Source organism: Leifsonia poae (genome assembly GCF_050632865.1).
Lineage (GTDB): Bacteria > Actinomycetota > Actinomycetes > Actinomycetales > Microbacteriaceae > Leifsonia > Leifsonia poae_B.
In genome coordinates this window covers 685,925-703,262 of record NZ_JBODSA010000003.1, presented here as the reverse complement: position 1 = coordinate 703,262, position 17,338 = coordinate 685,925, and the positions used below count along the sequence as shown (strand labels likewise).

The 17,338-nt window shown below is 71.2% G+C and carries 17 protein-coding genes and 3 pseudogenes; 3 read left to right on the top strand and 17 right to left on the bottom strand.

The window, feature by feature from the left end; translation table 11 throughout:
- Positions 1-68: 68 nt before the first annotated feature.
- The 17 genes and pseudogenes from ACRAWB_RS13645 to ACRAWB_RS13565 form a co-directional block, all read right to left on the bottom strand.
- On the bottom strand, positions 69-818 hold the full coding sequence (locus tag ACRAWB_RS13645; RefSeq protein ID WP_431353801.1) for an ABC transporter permease: 750 nt from the start codon (positions 816-818) through the stop codon (positions 69-71).
- A 99-nt stretch (positions 819-917) separates the two neighbouring features.
- Positions 918-2,089: pseudogene (locus tag ACRAWB_RS13640) on the bottom strand (flagellar hook protein FlgE).
- Positions 2,090-2,122: 33 nt separating this feature from the next.
- Positions 2,123-2,584, bottom strand: a complete 462-nt coding sequence (locus tag ACRAWB_RS13635; protein ID WP_431353800.1) for a flagellar hook assembly protein FlgD — start codon at positions 2,582-2,584, stop codon at positions 2,123-2,125.
- 12 nt (positions 2,585-2,596) lie between these two features.
- Entirely contained in the window at positions 2,597-4,060 is a 1,464-nt protein-coding gene (locus tag ACRAWB_RS13630; RefSeq protein ID WP_431353799.1) for a flagellar hook-length control protein FliK, read from the bottom strand.
- Positions 4,057-4,719, bottom strand: coding sequence for a C40 family peptidase (locus tag ACRAWB_RS13625; RefSeq protein WP_431353798.1), 663 nt, complete (start codon positions 4,717-4,719; stop codon positions 4,057-4,059). Before ACRAWB_RS13625 ends, ACRAWB_RS13630 begins: the two co-directional genes overlap by 4 nt.
- Before the next feature lie 429 nt (positions 4,720-5,148).
- Positions 5,149-6,452, bottom strand: a pseudogene (locus tag ACRAWB_RS13620) (FliI/YscN family ATPase).
- A gap of 5 nt (positions 6,453-6,457) precedes the next feature.
- Positions 6,458-6,646, bottom strand: a complete 189-nt coding sequence (locus ACRAWB_RS13615; RefSeq protein WP_431353797.1) for a hypothetical protein — start codon at positions 6,644-6,646, stop codon at positions 6,458-6,460.
- A 405-nt stretch (positions 6,647-7,051) separates the two neighbouring features.
- A pseudogene (gene fliG, locus ACRAWB_RS13610) lies at positions 7,052-8,061 on the bottom strand (flagellar motor switch protein FliG).
- Positions 8,058-9,659 carry a flagellar basal-body MS-ring/collar protein FliF gene (fliF, locus tag ACRAWB_RS13605; RefSeq protein WP_431353796.1) on the bottom strand — a complete coding sequence of 534 codons (1,602 nt, stop codon included), beginning with the start codon at positions 9,657-9,659 and terminating at the stop codon, positions 8,058-8,060. Before fliF ends, fliG begins: the two are co-directional and overlap by 4 nt.
- Positions 9,659-9,964, bottom strand: a complete 306-nt coding sequence (gene fliE, locus ACRAWB_RS13600; protein WP_363806346.1) for a flagellar hook-basal body complex protein FliE — start codon at positions 9,962-9,964, stop codon at positions 9,659-9,661. Before fliE ends, fliF begins: the two co-directional genes overlap by 1 nt.
- Complete coding sequence (locus ACRAWB_RS13595; RefSeq protein ID WP_431353795.1) at positions 9,964-10,356, bottom strand: flagellar basal body rod protein FlgC; 393 nt, start codon at positions 10,354-10,356, stop codon at positions 9,964-9,966. Before ACRAWB_RS13595 ends, fliE begins: the two co-directional genes overlap by 1 nt.
- 22 nt (positions 10,357-10,378) lie before the next feature.
- Positions 10,379-10,720 carry a flagellar basal body rod protein FlgB gene (gene flgB, locus ACRAWB_RS13590; RefSeq protein ID WP_363806347.1) on the bottom strand — a complete coding sequence of 114 codons (342 nt, stop codon included), beginning with the start codon at positions 10,718-10,720 and terminating at the stop codon, positions 10,379-10,381.
- Between the two features lie 356 nt (positions 10,721-11,076).
- Positions 11,077-11,364, bottom strand: coding sequence for a hypothetical protein (locus tag ACRAWB_RS13585; RefSeq protein WP_431353794.1), 288 nt, complete (start codon positions 11,362-11,364; stop codon positions 11,077-11,079).
- A 4-nt stretch (positions 11,365-11,368) separates the two neighbouring features.
- The gene (gene fliS / locus ACRAWB_RS13580; RefSeq protein ID WP_431353793.1) at positions 11,369-11,800 is read right to left on the bottom strand and encodes a flagellar export chaperone FliS; all 432 of its coding nucleotides are present in this window, start codon (positions 11,798-11,800) and stop codon (positions 11,369-11,371) included.
- Positions 11,797-13,182, bottom strand: a complete 1,386-nt coding sequence (fliD, locus tag ACRAWB_RS13575; RefSeq protein WP_431353792.1) for a flagellar filament capping protein FliD — start codon at positions 13,180-13,182, stop codon at positions 11,797-11,799. Before fliD ends, fliS begins: the two co-directional genes overlap by 4 nt.
- 84 nt (positions 13,183-13,266) lie before the next feature.
- Entirely contained in the window at positions 13,267-14,112 is an 846-nt protein-coding gene (locus tag ACRAWB_RS13570; protein ID WP_431353791.1) for a flagellin, read from the bottom strand.
- Positions 14,113-14,194: 82 nt separating this feature from the next.
- Positions 14,195-15,019, bottom strand: coding sequence for a sigma-70 family RNA polymerase sigma factor (locus ACRAWB_RS13565; protein WP_431353790.1), 825 nt, complete (start codon positions 15,017-15,019; stop codon positions 14,195-14,197).
- 390 nt (positions 15,020-15,409) lie between these two features.
- Here ACRAWB_RS13565 and ACRAWB_RS13560 point away from each other — a divergent pair, with 390 nt between their 5' ends.
- Genes ACRAWB_RS13560 through flgK form a run of 3 tightly spaced genes read left to right on the top strand, consistent with a single transcriptional unit; the run spans position 15,410 to position 17,324 of the window.
- On the top strand, positions 15,410-15,901 hold the full coding sequence (locus ACRAWB_RS13560) for a flagellar protein FlgN (protein ID WP_431353789.1): 492 nt from the start codon (positions 15,410-15,412) through the stop codon (positions 15,899-15,901).
- Positions 15,901-16,134 (top strand): flagellar basal body protein, encoded by a 234-nt coding sequence (locus ACRAWB_RS13555; RefSeq protein ID WP_431353788.1) that lies wholly within the window; start codon positions 15,901-15,903, stop codon positions 16,132-16,134. Before ACRAWB_RS13560 ends, ACRAWB_RS13555 begins: the two co-directional genes overlap by 1 nt.
- On the top strand, positions 16,098-17,324 hold the full coding sequence (flgK, locus tag ACRAWB_RS13550; RefSeq protein ID WP_431353787.1) for a flagellar hook-associated protein FlgK: 1,227 nt from the start codon (positions 16,098-16,100) through the stop codon (positions 17,322-17,324). The genes ACRAWB_RS13555 and flgK overlap by 37 nt, the downstream gene beginning before the upstream one ends.
- Positions 17,325-17,338: the final 14 nt, after the last annotated feature.

The window sequence follows — 17,338 nt, the reverse complement described above, 5'->3', positions numbered from 1 at the left end:
GTGCAGGTTCGTTACACCTTGTAAGACGAAGCGGCGACGCTTTTATGACGCGGAAGCGCTCGTCGGCGTCAGCGCAGCGCCGCCGGCTTCACCCGCACGGGGGCAAGCCAGGCGGAGACGATCACCGCGGTGATCGCGCCCGCCGCCATGATCGCTGCGAGCACGACCACCTGGAACCGTCCGGCCTCCAGCGGCGACACTCCTCCGAAGATCGCGCCGACGAACGCGCCGGGAAGGGTAACCAGTCCAGTCGTCTTGGTCTGGTCGACCGACGGGATGAGCGCTGAGTACACCGCACTGCGCGCCTGCTCGAGCGTCGACTGCCGGGGCGTCGCCCCGAGCGCGAGCCAGCCCTCGACCTCGTCCCAGTGGTCGCCCACGGCCTCGGTGAACCGGCGCCCTGCGAGCGTCGCGATGCTCATCGAGTTGCCGATGACAATGCCGCCGATCGCGAGGGCATACCGCGCGTTGAAGGCGATGGCGCCGGTGAGGAAGACGACCGAGAACGACACGATTACGCCCGTCGCCATCGCGGTCGCCATCATCAGCGCGTGCTCGCGCGACCAGCCGATCCGGTGGGTAGCGGTGGATGCGGCGACCGAGAACATCACGAGCAGCGCGAGCGCCACCCAGAGCGGATCGGTGATGACCCCCGCGAGAATGACGCTGATGACCGCGAGCTGCGCCGCCCCACGCAGGATGGCGAGCGCCGGCGCCCAGCGGTGCGGGACGCGGTACAGCGCCAGCACGCCGACGGCGACCAGCGCGAGCACCGCCACGCCGAGGATCGTCGGCGCGAGCTCTCGCAGGATGGGCACCCTCCGAGCCTAGAACCTGCGCCCATCCACTCCACGAAGTGCAGGTAGTCGCGGTGTGACACGGCGTGTCGACCGCAACTACCTGCACTTCGGCGGAGGTTAGCGCTTGAGGTTGGTGAGCTCCTGCAGCACCTCGTCGGAAGTGGTGATGATGCGGGCGTTCGCCTGGAAGCCGCGCTGCGCGACGATCAGGTTGGTGAACTCCTGCGACAGGTCGACGTTCGACATCTCGAGCGAGCCGCCCTGCAGCTGGCCGAGGCCGTCCTCGCCGGGGCCGCCGAGCTGGGCCGCACCGGAGTTGACGGTCGCGCGGTAGGTCGAGCCGCCGCCCTTCTCGAGGCCGCCCGGGTTGACGAAGGTCGCCAGCGCGATGCGACCGACGGCCTGCTTGTCGCCGTTCGAGAACAGTCCGGTGATGGTGCCGTCCTTGTCCAGGGTGAAGGACTCGAGGGTGCCGCGGCGCGGCCGTTCTGGTCCTTGAAGGCGACGCTGGTGATGCCGGAGAAGCCGGTCACCGAGCCGAGATTCACCGCGACGCCGCCGACGGTCAGCGCACCGCCGGCCGTCAAGACGCCGTTGTTGAAGGTGAGGGAGGTGTTGCCGGTCGCTCCCGCGGCGTCCGTTCCCGCGACATCCCAGCCGGCCGCGGTCTTCGTGAAGGTGAGGGTGAGCTTGCGGGCGGTGCCGTTGGCGTCGAACACCGAGACGTCGCGCACCAGCTGGTCGCCGTTGGCCGCGTCCGACGGGAGGTTGCCGGTCACGTTGGCCGTCGTCGTGGCCGACGCGGGGGTCACGGCCTTCAGCGGGATGGTGATGTCGCTGAGCGCGCCGCCCTGCTGGACCACGCCATTCACCGCGTTCCAGCCCTGCAGGATGGCGCCGCCGGGGCCGACGAGGCGGCCGAGCGAGTCCGGGTCGAGCGAGCCGGCGCGGGTGTAGACGGTCTCGCCGCCGACCTTCATGACGAAGAAGCCGTCGCCGTTGATCATCATGTCGGTGGAGCGTCCGGTCGCCTGAGCGGCGCCCTGCGTGAAGTTGGTCGAGATGCCGGCGACCAGCACGCCGAGGCCGATCTGGGCCGGGTTCGTGCCGCCGGTCTCGGCCTGCGCGCCGCCGGCGCCCTTGACCAGCTGCGACAGGGTGTCCTGGAACTGGACGGCCGACGACTTGAACGCCGTGGTGTTGACGTTCGCGATGTTGTTGCCCGTGACGTCGAGCATGGTCTGGTGCGAGCGGAGGCCGGAGATCCCGGAGTAGAGCGAGCGGAGCATGAGTGGTTCCTTTCGTGAGGAAGAGCGTGAGGATCAGGCGGTCGGCGCGGGCGTCGGCGCCGGGCTGCTGGTGGGGGTGACGACGCCGAGGATGGCGTCGAGCGCGATCTTCTGGTCGCCGATCGAGACGATCGGGACGGATCCCGCGTACGAGACGGACGAGGCGACTCCGGTCTGAGTGTCGCCGCTCTTGTCGATGTAGCTCACGGTGTGGCCGATGAGGGCGGCCGCGGCCTGCCGCATCTGCAGGGCGAAGCCCTCCTGCGCGGTGGTGTCCATGCTGGTCAGCTTCTCCATCGTCGCCAGCTGGGTGGTCTGCGAGATCATCTGGTTGGTGTCCATCGGAGAGCTGGGGTCCTGGTTGCGCAGCTGCGTCACGAGCAGCTGCATGAACGCCTCGCTGTCGAGCGACTGCTTCGGCGTGCGCGTGGGTGCGGTGGAGTAGATGCCGCCCGTAGAGGCGGTATCGGCTCCGGTGATGGGGTCGACGGCCACGGTGGCTCCCTTCTAGACGATCAGGTCGATGGTGTGCGTGGACCCGTCCGCGGGCGCGGCCGGGGTGGATCGGGTGGATGCGGTGGGCGTGGCCCGACGGCGAGGCTCGTCGTGGGCGGTGCCGGGATAGCCGCGCCCGTCGCCGGGAGCCTCGCGCTGCGGCGAGGGCTGGTTCTGCGACGAGAGGTCGAGCGAGCCGCTGAGACCGGCGCCGGAGAGATCGCGACGGAGGTCGGGGAGGATCGCGCGCAGCGCATCCCGGCCGGCGTCGGTTGGGGCGAAGAGCTCGACCCGGACGCCCTCTCCGCCGACATGGGCGCGGACCGTGACCGGGCCCAGCGTGTCAGGCGTGACGTGCACGGTCATGACGTGCTCACCGGCGCCCGCGGCCGCGAGGGTGAAGACCGGTCGGGCGAGCTGGTTCGCGAGCGGCGGCGTGGATGCGGCCGGCGCGGCCGGCGCCGCGGGTTGCGCCGGGATGGGGCGGTCGACGGCTACGGGAGCCTGCGGTTGCGCCGGCGTCGCGGGGGCCGTCGCAGGGGCGCTGACGGGATCGGCGAGCGACTGGCGCGGCCGGGACACCGGGGTGGTCTCCGCCGGCTGGGTCTGAGGCGTCACGGAGACGGCTGCGGCTGCCGGAGCCGCGGGGGCGCGGGTGTCGGCGGCATGCGCCTGCACCTGTGCTGTGGGCGCCGGTGAGGGCGCAGCCGCAGTCGACACGGTCGCCGTGCCGTCGGCAACGGGAGCGGACGCATCGGCGGATGCCTGCGCCGGGCCGTCGGCGGTCGGCGTCGCCGCTGCACCCGTTGTGGCTGTCGGCGTCGCGGCGGTCGGAACCTGCTCGGGGGCGGCAGCCGTGGACCGGCCGGCGCGCGTGGCAGACGGGTCCGCCGCTCCGGCGGCCTTCGGCATCACGACGGACGCTGCTGCCTCCGCCGTCACCGCTGCCGAGGCCGGAGCCGCCGGTCCGGCCGCTTCGCCGAGAACAGAGGCCGGTGCTGCCGTCGCGGCGGCGACCGTCCCTGTGGCGCCGACGCCCGGCGCGGCCGGAACGGGCGCGCCCTGCGTGACTGCGCTCCCCGCCGCCGGCGCGGCAGCGGTCATGACCGTCGGCGTACTCACGGGCACAGCGCCCTGCTCGGGAGCGGGCGCAGCCGTCAGCGCGCTCGCGCCGGCATCCACCGCGTCCGCCGCCGCATCGGGCTTCCCTTCCGCGACGGCTGCGCCGTCGACCGGAGTCTCCGCAGGCGCAGCGTCCTTCGTCTGATGCGCCTTCGCCGCCCGACCGCGATCGTGTCGCACCTCGTGCGCACGGTCGCCTTCCGCCTTCGCGCCGGGCGCAGCATCCTGGCTCGCCGCATCCGTCGCCCCGCGCAGGAACGCGCCGAACGCGTCCCCGGAACCCTTCGTCGGCGCCGACCCACGCACCGCGGGCTGCGCGGCCGGTGCCGCCGCCGCGACCGCCGCCGGGCTCACAGCGAGCCTCCCTGTGTGAGCGACGCGAACAGCGAGCGCAGCATGTCGGCCTGCGCGGAGGACGTCGTCCCGCCGTAAGGCGAGAGTGGCGCGGTCGTGTCCGGCGCCGCCTGCGGCACCACCCGGCGGATCGTCACGATGTCGGAATCGCTCATCCAGTTGTCCACGAGGCTGACGTTGCGCCCTTCGCTCGGTGCGTGGATGACCTTGCCGTCCCCGGCGTAGATGACGATGTGCTCGCCCCCATTCGTCACGATGATGTCGCCGGGCTGGGCCTGGGCGAGCGACGGCACCTCGGTGCCGACCGTCGACTGGCCGGAGACCAGCCGCGGCACGTCGATCCCGAGGTCCTTGAAGACGCGCTGCACGAGGCCGGAGCAGTCGAGCCCGGAAGCGCTGGTTCCGCCGAACACATAGGGGACGCCGAGGTACTTCTTGGCGTCGGCGACGACGTCCGCACCGGTCACCGTTCCCGTGGAGGAGCCGCCCAGTGCGCCGGAGAGCGCCGAGGCGAAGTCGGTCGCCGACGTGCTCGACACCGCGGGCGCGGCGGACGACGCGGAGGACGACGACGAGGCCGCCGAGGTCTTCCCTCCGTCCAGCTGCACCAGTGTCGCCTGGATCTGCGCGATCCGGCCGATCGCATCCGTGACGGTCATGCCTCTCCCCTTCGCGTGCGCGCTGCCACGCGCCGGTCGCGATCTCGTCGATGGCGGCCTGCTCGGCGCTCAGGTCGCCGGCGACCACGCCCTCGCGGTGCCGCGTCTCCAGCTTCTCCAGCCCGACCGCGCGCTTCTTCGCCTCGGTGAACGCGTCCTGCGCGACCGACGCCTGCGCCTCCGCCTGCGCTGCGAGCGCGGTCAGGTCGGCCAGCATGCTGCGGCTGGAGGCGCGCGCCGCCGCCATCGCGAACAGCGTGCTCGCGTCCGTCGCGTCGACGGGAACCGCGTGCAGTGCGGCGATGGCGCGCGCCTGCCGCTCCCCCGCGTCCCGCCGCAGCGCGTTGGCCGCGGCGAGGTCGCTCGCCGCGTGCTCCTTCTCGATCTGCCGCAGCCGCAGCAGTCCCGCCAGTGCGAACGCCCGTGCCATCACGCTCCTCCCAGCATCCCGATCAGCGCCTCCAGGCGCGCCCACGACTCCGCCGGCACGGCCGGCTCGCCGATGCCCTGGCGCAGGAACGCGTCGATCGCGTCCGCGTGCGCGACCGCGGCATCCACCTTCGGATTGGTCCCCGGCTTGTACGCGCCGACGTCCAGCAGGTCCTGCGCCGCGACCCTGGCGGCGAGGATGCTGCGCAGGGCCACCGCGGCGGCGCGCTGCTGCGGCGTGGTCACCCGCGACGCGAGCCGCGAGACGGAACCGAGCACATCCACCGACGGGAAATGGCCGATCACAGACAGTTTCCGGTCGAGAACGACGTGTCCGTCCAGGATGGACCGCGCCGCGTCCGCGATGGGCTCGTTGTGGTCGTCGCCGTCCACGAGCACCGTGTAGAGCCCGGTGATGGATCCCGTCTCGCCCGTGCCCGCCCGCTCCAGGAGCTGCGCCAGGAGCGAGAACGTCGACGGCGGGTAGCCGCGGGTGGCCGGCGGCTCTCCGGCCGACAGGCCGATCTCGCGCTGGGCCATAGCCACACGGGTGAGCGAGTCCATCATCAGAACGACGTCGGCGCCCTGGTCGCGGAACGCCTCGGCGATCCGGGTCGCCGCGAAGGCCGCACGAAGCCGCATCACGGCGGGCTCGTCGGAGGTCGCGACCACGACCACCGAGCGTGCGAGGCCGGCCGGCCCCAGGTCGTCCTCGAGGAATTCGCGCACCTCGCGTCCGCGCTCCCCCACCAGGGCGATCACCGAGACCTGCGCCTCGGTGCCGCGGGCGATCATCGACAGCAGCGACGACTTGCCCACACCGGATCCGGCGAACAGGCCGAGACGCTGTCCGCGTCCTGCGGTCACCATCGTGTCGAGCACGCGGACGCCGAGGCCGAGAGGCTGCAGGATGCGCGCGCGGCGCATCGCGTCGGGCGCGCGGTTGCCGAGGGGACGAAGCCGTCGGGCTCGATCGGGCCGCGCCCGTCGACGGGACGCCCGAGGGCGTCGATCACGCGGCCGAGCATCCCGCGTCCGGTCGGGACCAGGAGCGGCGCCCGGACCGCGCGCGCCGGCGCACCAGCCGCCACCCCGGTCAGCGGACCGTACGGCATGACCCGCACACGATCGGCCGTCGTCGCCACGACCTCCGCGTGCACGCCTGGCCCCTCGCCGATCACGACCACGTCGCCGATCGCCGCGGGAACGCCTTCGATCTCGGCACCGAGGCCCACAACGGCGGTCACACGGCCCACGCGCTCCACATCCGCTGCGGCCACGGCGTCGTCCCAACGGGTCAGCACGGCGTTCACGAAAGCACCTCCCGGGCGCGCGCCAGCGCCTCGCGGACACGAGCGTCCAGCCATCCGCCGGGCAGCTCGCCGATCGCGTCCCCGCGGGCGAGCGTCGTGTCGGCCACCAGGCGCACATCCTCCGGGGCGAGCCCGGCCCCGCGCAGCTCCGCGATGTCCGCGGGGTTGAGCCGGACGACCGGCACCGCTCCCCGTCTGCCGCCGCCACCACGCGCTCGACGGCCGCGCGCGCCGCAGCGATCCGGTCGCTCAGCGCGACGCCGACGACAGCGCTCGCGAGTTCGAACGCCGCCTCCACCAGAGCGGACTCCGCCTCGGCGAGCACCGGAACGGTCGCCTCCCGCAACTCCACGGCGGCGCTGCGGAGCGCCCGCGCGAGCACGGCGACGTGGTCGGCCGCCTCCGCGCTCTCGGCCGCACGCGCGTCCTCCGCGCCGGCGAGCCACCGCGCCTGCTCCTCCGCCGCCGCGCGCCGCCCCTCGGCGAAGCCGGCGGCGTACCCGCGGGCACGGGCGGCCGCCATCGCGGCGCGCTCCTGCTCCGTCTCGGCGAGCACCGGGACGGTCAGCGGCTCGAAGGCGAGAGCGGCGTCACTCGACATACGCGTCCTCGTCCCCGCGCTGCACGGTGATCGCGCCCGTGGCCTCCAGGTCGCGGATGGCGCGCACGATCTCGGCGCGCGCGTCCTCGACCTGCGACACGCGCACCGGGCCCAGGATGCGAACCTCGTCCTCCAGGATCTCCCGGTTGCGCTCCGAGAGGTTCATGGTGATGACCTCGGTGACCGCCTCCGTCGCGCCCTTCATCGCGACGGCCAGCACCGCCGCGTCCACTCCGCGCAGCACCTGCTGAACGTCGCGGGATTCCAGCCGCACGATGTCGTCGAAGGTGAGCATGCGCGAGCGGACCTCCTCGGCGAGCTGCGGATCGCGCTGCTCCAGCGCCTCCAGCAGGGCCTTCTCGGTGGCCGCGTCGGAACGGTTGATGATGTCGACCAGCGGCTGCACTCCCCGACGGCGTCGGATGAGGTACGGGACGAGACGACCGCACTCGCCCGCTGCTTCAGCGTCTCGGCTACGACACGGACGGCGTCCGGGCTCGGCGAGCCCATGGTCGCGATGGCGTGAGCGACCTCGGTGCGGGTCCCGTCGGGCAGGCCGGCGAGGATGCGGGAGGCGTGGTCGGAGCGCAGGTGGGCCAGCACGAGGGCGCAGGTCTGCGGCAGCTCGCCCGAGAGCAGCATCTGCACCTGCGCGGGCTCGACGGCGTCCAGGAACTCGAACTGCTTGCCTGCGAGGTTCGATGCCACGCGATTCAGCACGCCGGTCGCGCGCTCGGCGCCGAAGGACGCCTCGAGCAGCCCGACCGCGATGTCGCGGCCGCCGCGGGTCGTCACCATGCCTCGGGTGGCTAGGTCGTGGAACTCGTTCAGCGCGTTCTCGGCGACGTTCGGGTCCACCCGCCGCAGTCGCAGGATCTCCGCGGTGATCTCGTCGGCCTCCTCGTCGGAGAACTGCTTCATCACCTGTGCCGCGCGCTGCTGGTCCATGTTCATCAGCACCACGGCGACCTTCTGCGCGCCGGTCAGAGTCGCGTTCATACGCCGGCCCGATCATCCATGAGGCTGCGGAGGAATTCGGCCGTGCGCTGCGGGTCGCGCTCGGCCAGCGCCTCGATCTCCGCCTTGCGGCGGGTCGCCTCCAGCTCGCCCGGGTCCGGGAGGTCGGGCACCGGGTCGAGCTGCATCGGCACGGTCGGTGCGGCCTGCTCCAGTGCGATCGGGAAGAGTCCGCCCTCGAGCGCGAGCGTGTCCGCGTCCTGCGCCAGTTCGGCGCTCTCGGCGGCGCGGCGGCGTCCGCGGCGGATGAGGATGAACGCGATGATCGCCACGGCGACGACCGCCGCCGCGATGACCGTCGTGCGGATGATGCTCGTCAGCTGCTCGGCGGCCGCAGCATCCTTCGCCTCCTGCAGCGCCTTGGCCGCCTCGGTCGCGCCGGCCTTGCTGAACGGCACCATCTCGACGCTGACCGAGTCACCGCGTTTGATGTCGATGCCGGCAGCCGCGTTGACGAGGCTGCGGACCTCGTTGGCGCTGACGCCGCTCACCGCGTCGGAGTTCAGCGCGACGGACACCGTCTGCCGGTTGATGGCGCCGGCCGGGATGGTGCGCTGCTCGGTCACCTTGTCGACCGCGTTGTCCTTCGTGCTCGACTCGGAGTTGAAGGTGCCGTTGCCGTTGCCGCCGTTCGGGACGGCGATGTTGTCGGGGCCGAGCACGCCGGCGCTCGATCCGCTGCCCGAGCCGGTGTAGGTCTCCTTCTGCGTCGACTCGCTCAGCGACGGGGCGTTGGTCGGAGCCGTGAACGACTCCTCGGTCCGCTGCGCCGACTCGGTGCTGACGTCCGCCGCTACGGCAACCGTCGCGTTGCCCGCGCCGACCACCTTGTCCAGCATCTCCTGCACCGCCGACTTCACGCGGGTCTCGTAGTCGCTCGCCTGCTTGTCCGCTCCCCCGGTCGCTCCGCCGCCGACCGTGCTGAGCACCGTGCCGTCCGCGTCCACGACGGCCACATCGGTCGGCTTCATGCCGGGGACGGCCGCGCTGGTGAGGTGCACGATAGCCTGCACCTGATCCGCGCTCAGCGTCACGCCGCTCTGCGGCTCCACGAAGACGGAGGCGGTCGGGTCCTTCTTCTCGGCCGCGAACACCGTCTCCTCGGGGATCGCCAGGCGCACCGAGGCGGTCTTGACGCCCTTCATCGCACCGATGGTGTTGCTGAGCTCGCCCTCCATCGCCCGCTTGTAGGTGACGTTCTGCTGGAACTCGGAGGAAGTGACGCCCATCTTGTCGAGCAGCGAGTAGCCGCCCGTGTTCGACGCCGGCAGGCCCGCCGAGGCGGCCTTGATCCGCTCGTCGTACACCTTCTCCTGGGGCACGAGGATGGTCGAACCGCCGTCCGTCAGCTGGTACGGGACGTTGTCGGTGCGCAGCTGATCGACGATCGCCGAGACGTCCGACGCGGCCACGCCGGAGAACAGCGGCGTGTACGACGGCTGCGATGCCCACAGCGCCAGACCGGTCGCGCCGAGGCCCACCACGGCGATGCCGATGACGGCGATGACCCGCTGGGCCACGCTGAAGCCGCGGATCGTGTCGCCGAGCCGCCGGAAGAAACTGGTCACCTGCTGGGGCATCAGGCCTGCATCCGCATGATCTCGTTGAACGCGTCGACGGCCTTGTTGCGCACCCCGGCGACGAGCTCGAGGGTGACCTGGGCGCGGGTGGACGCCAGGGTCGCGTCGTGGATGTCGTCGAGGTTGCCGGTGACCGCCTTGATGGCGAGCGTGTCGCTCGTGCTCTGCAGCTGCTGCAGGTTGTCGACGGCTCCGGTGAGCGCGTTGCCGAACGACGCGGCGCCGGTCCCGGTGGTGGCCTGGGTCGCGGAGAGCCCGCTCGCGGCGCTGACGCCCGAGACGGCTCCGATGGCGGGGATGGGCATCAGTTCCTCCCGATCTGGAGCGCTGCCTGGTAGGTCTCCTTGGCGCGGTCGACGACGCCGGCGTTGGCCTGGTAGCCGCGCTGCGCCATGATCAGGGCGCCCATCTGCTCCGACAGGTCGATGTCGGGGTACCGCACGTACCCCTTCGCATCGGCGACGGGGTTGTCGGGCTCGTACACCATCCGTCCCTCCGCGCTGCCGTACGCGGCGCCGGCGACGTATGCGCCCGAGACGCCCTCCCCCTCCTGAGCCACGATGTACCGGGCCTGGAAGGCGGCGCCGTCGGTCGGCTTGGCCGTGTTGATGTTGGCGAGGTTGTCCGAGATGGCGTCCAGCCACTTGCGGTGCAGGGTCAGGCCGGTTCCGGCGATCCCGATGGCGTCGAAGGTCATGTTCAGCTCCTGGAGGGATCGGTCAGGTGGTCTTGAGGGCGGCCCGGACGGCCGAGAACTGGTTGCCGGCCGCCTGGGAGGCGAACTGGAAACGCAGGACGGTGTCGACGTTCGACAGCGTCTCGGTGTCGAGGTTGACGTTGTTGCCGTCGAGACGCGTCGGCTCGAGGGAGCGCGCGGTGGACGCCGTGACGTGCCCGTCATGATCGGCGACGGAGGCGGCGAGGGCGTCCTCGAAGGAGACGCGCTCGGCGGTGTAGCCCGGCGTGTTGACGTTGGCGATGTTGTTCGCGATGGCGCGTTGACGCGCGGCGAGGCCGTCGAGGGCGCTCGCGAGGGCGGCACTGGTCACGGATTCGAGCACAGCTGCACTCCAGGGTCGTGGGGCGGCCCATCCGTGGCCAGTCGATGAGCGATCCGTGCTCAGGAAGAGCTATCGGCCGCTTCTCCCCCGCCGTTAGCGCCCTAGTTCGGGGGACGTTCGGTGGGCGATTCTCACAACGTCATCCACAGCTTGTACCCCGGTGTGAATTACAAGCGTGTGTTTTCGAAGAGACCTTCGAATCGGCGTGGGACGCCAGAAAATCCCTGATCAAGGTATCTTTTACAAAGCTGGGAATCTGAATGTCCACACATCCCGCGCGTGTCCTCCACACCGATAATGCATTCATCCACGCGTTCTCAACAGAGTTATCCACAGGTGGACAACGTGTGGGGGAGTCAGCCGATCAGATCGAAATACACCGGGTGCGGCCCGACCTCGGACCGGGGTACAGCGCGGACGGCGGCCAGGTGCCGCGCCGTCGTCTGACGGACGTCCTCCAGGTACCGGATGGTGTGCAGCTGGGCCTCGAGCAGACGCGCCGCGCGCTCCTGCAGCTCGGGCGGGATCGGGCCGAGAGCGATCGGCGGACGCCAGGGGACAGGGTCCACCTGCGCGAGAGCGCCGTGCAGCTCGCTCTCCATCCGGTCGAGGGCGTCCGACCAGCCGAGACCGTCGTCGCGCACCGTGTCAGGCGACACCGAGGTCCCGCCCCGCGTCGGTCGCACCCGCCGCCGGTAGCAGCCCTGCGGCTTCGTGCCAGGTCTGCCGCAGCGGCTCGGCGAGCTCGATGGCCTCACGCACCTTCGCCGGGTCGCGCTCGATCATCCCGCCCACGATGAGATCGGCGAGGTAGCCGTAGAGCTGGAGCAGGCCCTCTGCGCCGTCCCACAGGTCGACACGGAGGCTGCCCGCCAGCTCGGCGACGATCTGGTCCGCGTGCCGAAGGTTCTCCCACGCGGTCGGCCACTGCTGCGCCGAGAGCGCGGCCTCGCCGCGGGTGAGGTCGAGCAGCAGGCGGTCGTAGAGCATCGTGAGCAGGCGCGCCGGGCTGGCCGACAGGACGCTGTCGCGGTTGTAGGCCGACAGCTTGGCCGCCGCGGAGGTGAGGACGTTCATCATGCGCTCGCAGAGGGAAGAGACGAAAGCTGGCCGGTCAGCCACGAGGACTGGGACTGCAGCTGCTGCAGCTGGACTTCGAGGTTCGCATAGGTCTTCTCGAGGGTCGAGCGGCGGTCGGCCAGCCGCGTGTCCCAGTCGGTGATCTGGTCGTTGAGGTCTTTGACTGTCGACTGCTCGCCCTTGATACGCAGCGAGAGCGAGCCGGTGTAGGTGTCGCTGGCGGCCGTCGAGGCGTCGGCGACGCGCTGGGCGATCGTGGTGAGGGCGCCCTTCACCGCGTCCGGGTCGGCGGCCATCGCTGCGGTGAACGTGTCCTGGTCGAAGGTCACCGTGCCGTCGCGCTGGATGCTGATGCCGTAGGTCGACGGCGAGACCCCGTTGACGGGGCCGCTGATCGCATCCACCAGCTTCTGGTTGACGTCGCGCGTCGTCGAGTCGCCGGTGAACGCGCCGCCCGTCACGACCGTTCCACCCGCCGAATCGGTGGTGGTGGCGACGGCCTGCTTGTCGGCGATCAGCGTGAAGATGTCGTTCACGCTGGAGACGAGGGACTTCGCCGCCGCGGCGAGGCTCGCGTCGTCGCGTGCCACGGTCAGCGTGACCGGAGTGGTGGAGGCGGCGGTCACCGAGACCGAGACGCCGGGGAGCACATCCGAGAACGTGTTGGTCGAGCTGGTCACGGTCTGCGCGGCGCCGGTGCCGGCCCAGAGGGTGAGCTGCGCATCCTGAGCGGCACGCACCTGCGCGGCGCCGGGATCGGAGAGCAGGTTGGTCGCGGTGCCCGCCGTCACGTCGGCGGGGGTGCCGCGGTACGCCGTGAAGGCGCCGGCGGCTCCGGTCTTCGTCGAGCTGAGCTGCAGGCGGTAGAGCTGCTGACCGGTCGCGGGGTCCAGGCCGGCGGCGACCTGGGTGGCGCTGACGCCCACGCCCGCCTGGTTGATGGCCGCGGCCACATCTGCGAGCGAAGAGCTGCCGGCCGTGACCTGCTTCATCGTTCCGTCGGCGGCGACGAAGGTGAGCGTCGGCGGCTGGTCCGGCCACTGGGTGAGCGGACCGGTCACCGTGACCTGGGACTGCGCCAGCTTGTCCACGGTGAAGTCGATGGTGCCGTCCACGGCGCCGGTTCCGGCGGTCGCGGTGACGGCGGTGGAGGTGGAGGTCGCGGTGTGCAGATCCGTTCCGGCCGGCTTCGCCAGCTTCCCGGCGGCGTCGGCCAGAGCGGCGACCTTGCCGTTCAGGGTCTGCATCGCCGTGATGTAGGTCTGGGAGTCGGTGACCTTGTTCTTCAACAGGGTCTGCGGGATCGCCTCCGCCTGCATGAGGCTGTTGATGAGGTCGGTGGTCTGCAGGCCGCTGATGAGCCCGTCGACAGCCATGCCCATGCGGTGGTCTCCCTCCTACGACGTGGTGCGGTGTGGTGCGGCGGCCGGGCGCGCTTTGGGGTCAGCGCCCGGCCGCCGTGCCTATCAGCGGAGCAGCTGCAGGACGCCCTGGTTGGACTGGTTCGCCTGAGCGAGCATCGCCGTGCCGGCCTGCGACAGGATGTTGGAGCGGGTGTACTTCACCATCTCCTCCGCCATGTCGGTGTCGGTGATGCGGCTGGACGCGGCCGACAGGTTCTCCTTCGAGACGTTGAGGCTGCGGACAGCCGACTCGAAGCGGTTCTGCGAGGCGCCGAGGGTCGAACGAGCAGTCGAGATCGCGTCGATCGCCCCGTCGATCGCGGTGATCGTCGTCTTCGCAGCCGCGTTGTCGGTGACGTCGAAGCCCGTCGGGTTCGCCACGCCGTCAGCGGAAGCCAGCGCGCCGACCGAGGTCGCCACGTTGGCGAGGTTGACGTCGATGCTGTCGTTCGCCGTCGAGCCCGCGCCCACCTGGAACGTCAACGTACCGCCCTTGAGCAGGTCGATGCCGTTGAAGTTCGTGCCGTTGGTGATGCGGTAGAGCTCCTTGCCGAGCTCGTCCGCCTCCGTCTGGATCGCCGCGCGCGAGGTCGCGTTGTTCGAGTCGTTGCCGCCCTGCACAGCGAGGTCGCGCATGCGCTGCAGGATGGAGTGGACCTCGGTGAGCGAGCCTTCAGCGGTCTGCACGACGCTGATGCCGTCCTGAGCGTTGCGGGCGGCGACGGTCAGACCGCCGACCTGCGACTTCAGGCCCTCAGAGATGGCGAGGCCGGCCGCGTCGTCCGCCGCACGGTTGATGCGGAGGCCGCTGGACAGCTTCTCGAGCGACTTCGAGAGGTCGCTCTGCGTGTTGTTCAGGTTGCGGTAGGCGTTGTTCGCCGCGATGTTGGTGTTGATCTGCATACCCATGATGTTTCCTCCATGACTGGGTGGTGGTCCGCGGCCCTTCCGTGGTCCGCATCAGCCTCTATCGGCTGTCGCTGCCGTCCCGTTAGCGAAGCGTCTCAGGACGCTTTCGCCGAGGTCGGCGACGTGGGGAGAGGCGGGACACGTTCGCGACGGCGCGCTGCGCAAGGCGCGCGAGATACGCGCTGCGCCGGGCCTGCGAGGTCTTCGCCTCGATGACGACGGGGTCTCCTTCGTCGGCGTAGTGGGTCGCCATCCCCTCGCGCATGAGGCGGATGGCCTCGGAGCGCTGCTGGGAGACGGCGGAGTGGGTGATGCCGAGCTCGTCGGCGATCTCGGTGACCGTGCGGTCGTCGAAGTAGATGGCCTCGACGATCATGCGCATCCGGTCGGGGAGGGCGGCGACCGCGGCGCGTACGTAGGCGGTCTGCTCGTCGGCGAGGAGCGCGTCGGCGGGGCCGGGGATGTCGGCCACGAGCAGCGGCTCGATGGTCTCGTCGAGGGCGCTGACGGTGCGAGAGGCGTCGGCCAGGCCGGCGGCGGCCGTCTCGCGGTCGACACCGAGCGCGTTGGCGATCTCGTCGACGCTCGGCGCGCGGCCGAGGGAGGCGGTCAGGCTCTCCTGCACCGCCAGCGTCTCCTTGATCCGCTTGCGCGCGCCGCGGGTGGCCCAGTCGGACGCGCGCAGCTCGTCGGCGAGCGCCCCCACGATCCGGGTGCGGGCGTACGCGCCGAACGGGACGCCGGTGCCGGCGTCATAGGCGTCGGCCGCCTGGACGAGGGCCACGGCTCCGGCGGAGGCCAGGTCGTCGCGGGACAGGTGCGTCGCGCGCGAGCACAAGTCGGAGACCAGGTAGCCGACGAGCGGCAGGTTCTCGACGACGAGCGCGTTGCGTTCGTTCCGGTTCACGCTGGGCGACCCCTCTTCATCGGACGGATACGTTGCGACGTCCTCTTTCGGGAAGGACGTCTCTCGGTACTCGGGCGGTGCGGTGGACGCTCGGGCTTAGTCGGGTGCCGAGCGAAGGTGCTAGGGGTCTTTCGTTGTTCACGGTAACAATTCGGGTCTGCTCAGAATGCATGCTTCCTGCCCCCATTACGGGGCAGCACGTACCCCCAGTACGGGGAATGCTGGCAGTGTCCGCAGTCCGGTAGGTCGTGATCGCCGCGCGCGTGCCGCCGCGCCTAACATCGGGCGCAAGCGTGCCGATGGTCTGGTGTGGCGGGGATGACATCCACCGCCTTTCAGACCCGAGGAGACCAGGTGCGCACATCGACTCACGAGGAAGTTGGTAGCGACATGGCCGCGAGCGAGCTCTCTGCCCAGCTGTGGAAGGAGCGCGAGCTGCTGGAGCTCCTGCTCTTCAAGCTGGAGGAGGAGCAGCTGCTGCTGATCGCCGGCAAGTCCCGGTGGATCTCGCACGCCACCCGTGAGGTCGAGCAGGTCATCGAGCGCATGCGCGCCGTCGGCCTGGCGCGCACCGTCGAGGTCGCCGCCGTCGCCGAGGAGTGGGGGCTGGGTCCGGATGCGACCCTCCGCGAGCTCGCCACCGCCGCGCCCGACGGCATCTGGTCCGACATCTTCGGCTCGCATCTCGCCGCCATGACCGAGCTCACCGCCCAGATCGCCGAGGTGCGCGACACCAACGAGCGTCTGCTGCGGGAGGCCGCCCGGTCGACGCAGGAGACGCTGAGCTCGCTCTCCGGCGCCGGCGACGACCCCGGCGTCTACGGCGCGGGCGGCACCGGCAGCCTGGGCGACACCGCGCGCTTCTTCGACACGGAGGCCTGATGAGCACGTTCAGCGGCCTCAACACCGCCTACACCGGGCTCGTCGCCGCCAAGGCCGGGCTGGATGTGGTGGGCCAGAACCTGGTCAACGCGAACACCGCCGGCTATACCCGCCAGCGGGTCAACACCTCCGGCGTCCCTGCGCTGAACACGGTCGGACTGTTCAGCGGGGAGTCCGCCCCGGGCAGGGCGTCAGCGTGGACGGCATCCAGCGGCTCGACGACGCCGCGGTAGACGCCCGCGTGCGCAGCACCACCGCGCTCTCGGGCTACACGAACACCCGGGCGGCCGCTCTCGACGCGCTCGAGACGTCGCTGAACGAGCCCGGGACCAATGGGCTCTCCGCCTCCCTGCAGAAGTTCTGGTCCGCCTGGGGCGACGTCGCCAACCAGGCGGGGGAGCAGGCACCCGCCGGGGTGCTGCTCGGGCAGGCGGGCAGCCTGGTCACCCAGCTGCAGACCGGCTACCGCGCGGTCGACGATCAGTGGACCGCCCTCCGGTCGAACGTCGACGGCATGGTGAACGACCTCAACAGCGCCGCCACCGAGGTCGCGGACCTCAACGGGCGCATCCGCTCGGCCCTCGCCGGTGGACAGTCGGCGAACGAGCTGATGGACCGCCGCGACCTGCTGACCACCTCCATCGCCAAGCTGGCAGGCGGAGTCGTGCGGCCGAACGACGACGGCACCGTGGATGTGCTGGTCGGCGGCAACGCGCTCGTCTCGGGCACCACGGCCAACGCCGTCAAGGCCGCCGGCGCGAACCGGCTGGCCGATGCCGCCGGCGACCCGCCCCGGCTGGAGTGGGCGTACCGTCCTGGCGCGGCTATCGCGATGGAGGGCGGCTCGATCGCCGGCGCGCTCTCCACCCTCGCCCCGGCCGACGCGAACGGAACGGGCGGCGTACTGGCCGAGGCGGCGGCCAGCTACAACGCCTTCGCGGTCACCCTGGCGCAGCGGGTGAACGCGGTCCACCAGACCGGCACGACGCCCACCGGCGCCACCGGCCTCGACTTCTTCGCCATCGACCCGACCAAGCCCGCCGCGCTCGGCCTCTCCGTGGTCCCAACCGGCGTCGGGCAGATCGCCACCGGCGCCGCGGGGGCCGGGGGAGCGGACGGCAGCATCGCGGACGCCATCAGCCAGCTCGGCACCGGCACCAACGCGGTCGACAAGCAGTGGTCGGCCTTCGTCGTCCGCGTGGGCGTCGCCAGCAAGACCGAGCAGCAGCAGTCCGACCTCGCCGACATGGCCACCAGCTCCGCCACGAACGCGCAGCTGGCCGGCGCCTCCGTCGACCTGGACGAGGAGAACATGAACATGCTGTCCTTCCAGCACGCCTACCAGGGCGCCGCGCGCGTGATGACCGCCGTGGACGAAGCCCTCGATGTGCTCATCAACCACACCGGACTCGTCGGGAGATGACCGTGATCAGCCGA

Coding starts and splice junctions, on each gene's coding strand:
- ACRAWB_RS13625 (WP_431353798.1), bottom strand. CDS start 4,719: ATGACCGTCACGGATGCGATCGGCCGGATCGCGCAGATCCAGGCGACA.
- fliF (WP_431353796.1), bottom strand. CDS start 9,659: ATGCCCCAGCAGGTGACCAGTTTCTTCCGGCGGCTCGGCGACACGATC.
- fliE (WP_363806346.1), bottom strand. CDS start 9,964: ATGCCCATCCCCGCCATCGGAGCCGTCTCGGGCGTCAGCGCCGCGAGC.
- ACRAWB_RS13595 (WP_431353795.1), bottom strand. CDS start 10,356: ATGACCTTCGACGCCATCGGGATCGCCGGAACCGGCCTGACCCTGCAC.
- fliS (WP_431353793.1), bottom strand. CDS start 11,800: ATGATGAACGTCCTCACCTCCGCGGCGGCCAAGCTGTCGGCCTACAAC.
- fliD (WP_431353792.1), bottom strand. CDS start 13,182: ATGGGCATGGCTGTCGACGGGCTCATCAGCGGCCTGCAGACCACCGAC.
- ACRAWB_RS13570 (WP_431353791.1), bottom strand. CDS start 14,112: ATGGGTATGCAGATCAACACCAACATCGCGGCGAACAACGCCTACCGC.
- ACRAWB_RS13560 (WP_431353789.1), top strand. CDS start 15,410: ATGGCCGCGAGCGAGCTCTCTGCCCAGCTGTGGAAGGAGCGCGAGCTG.
- ACRAWB_RS13555 (WP_431353788.1), top strand. CDS start 15,901: ATGAGCACGTTCAGCGGCCTCAACACCGCCTACACCGGGCTCGTCGCC.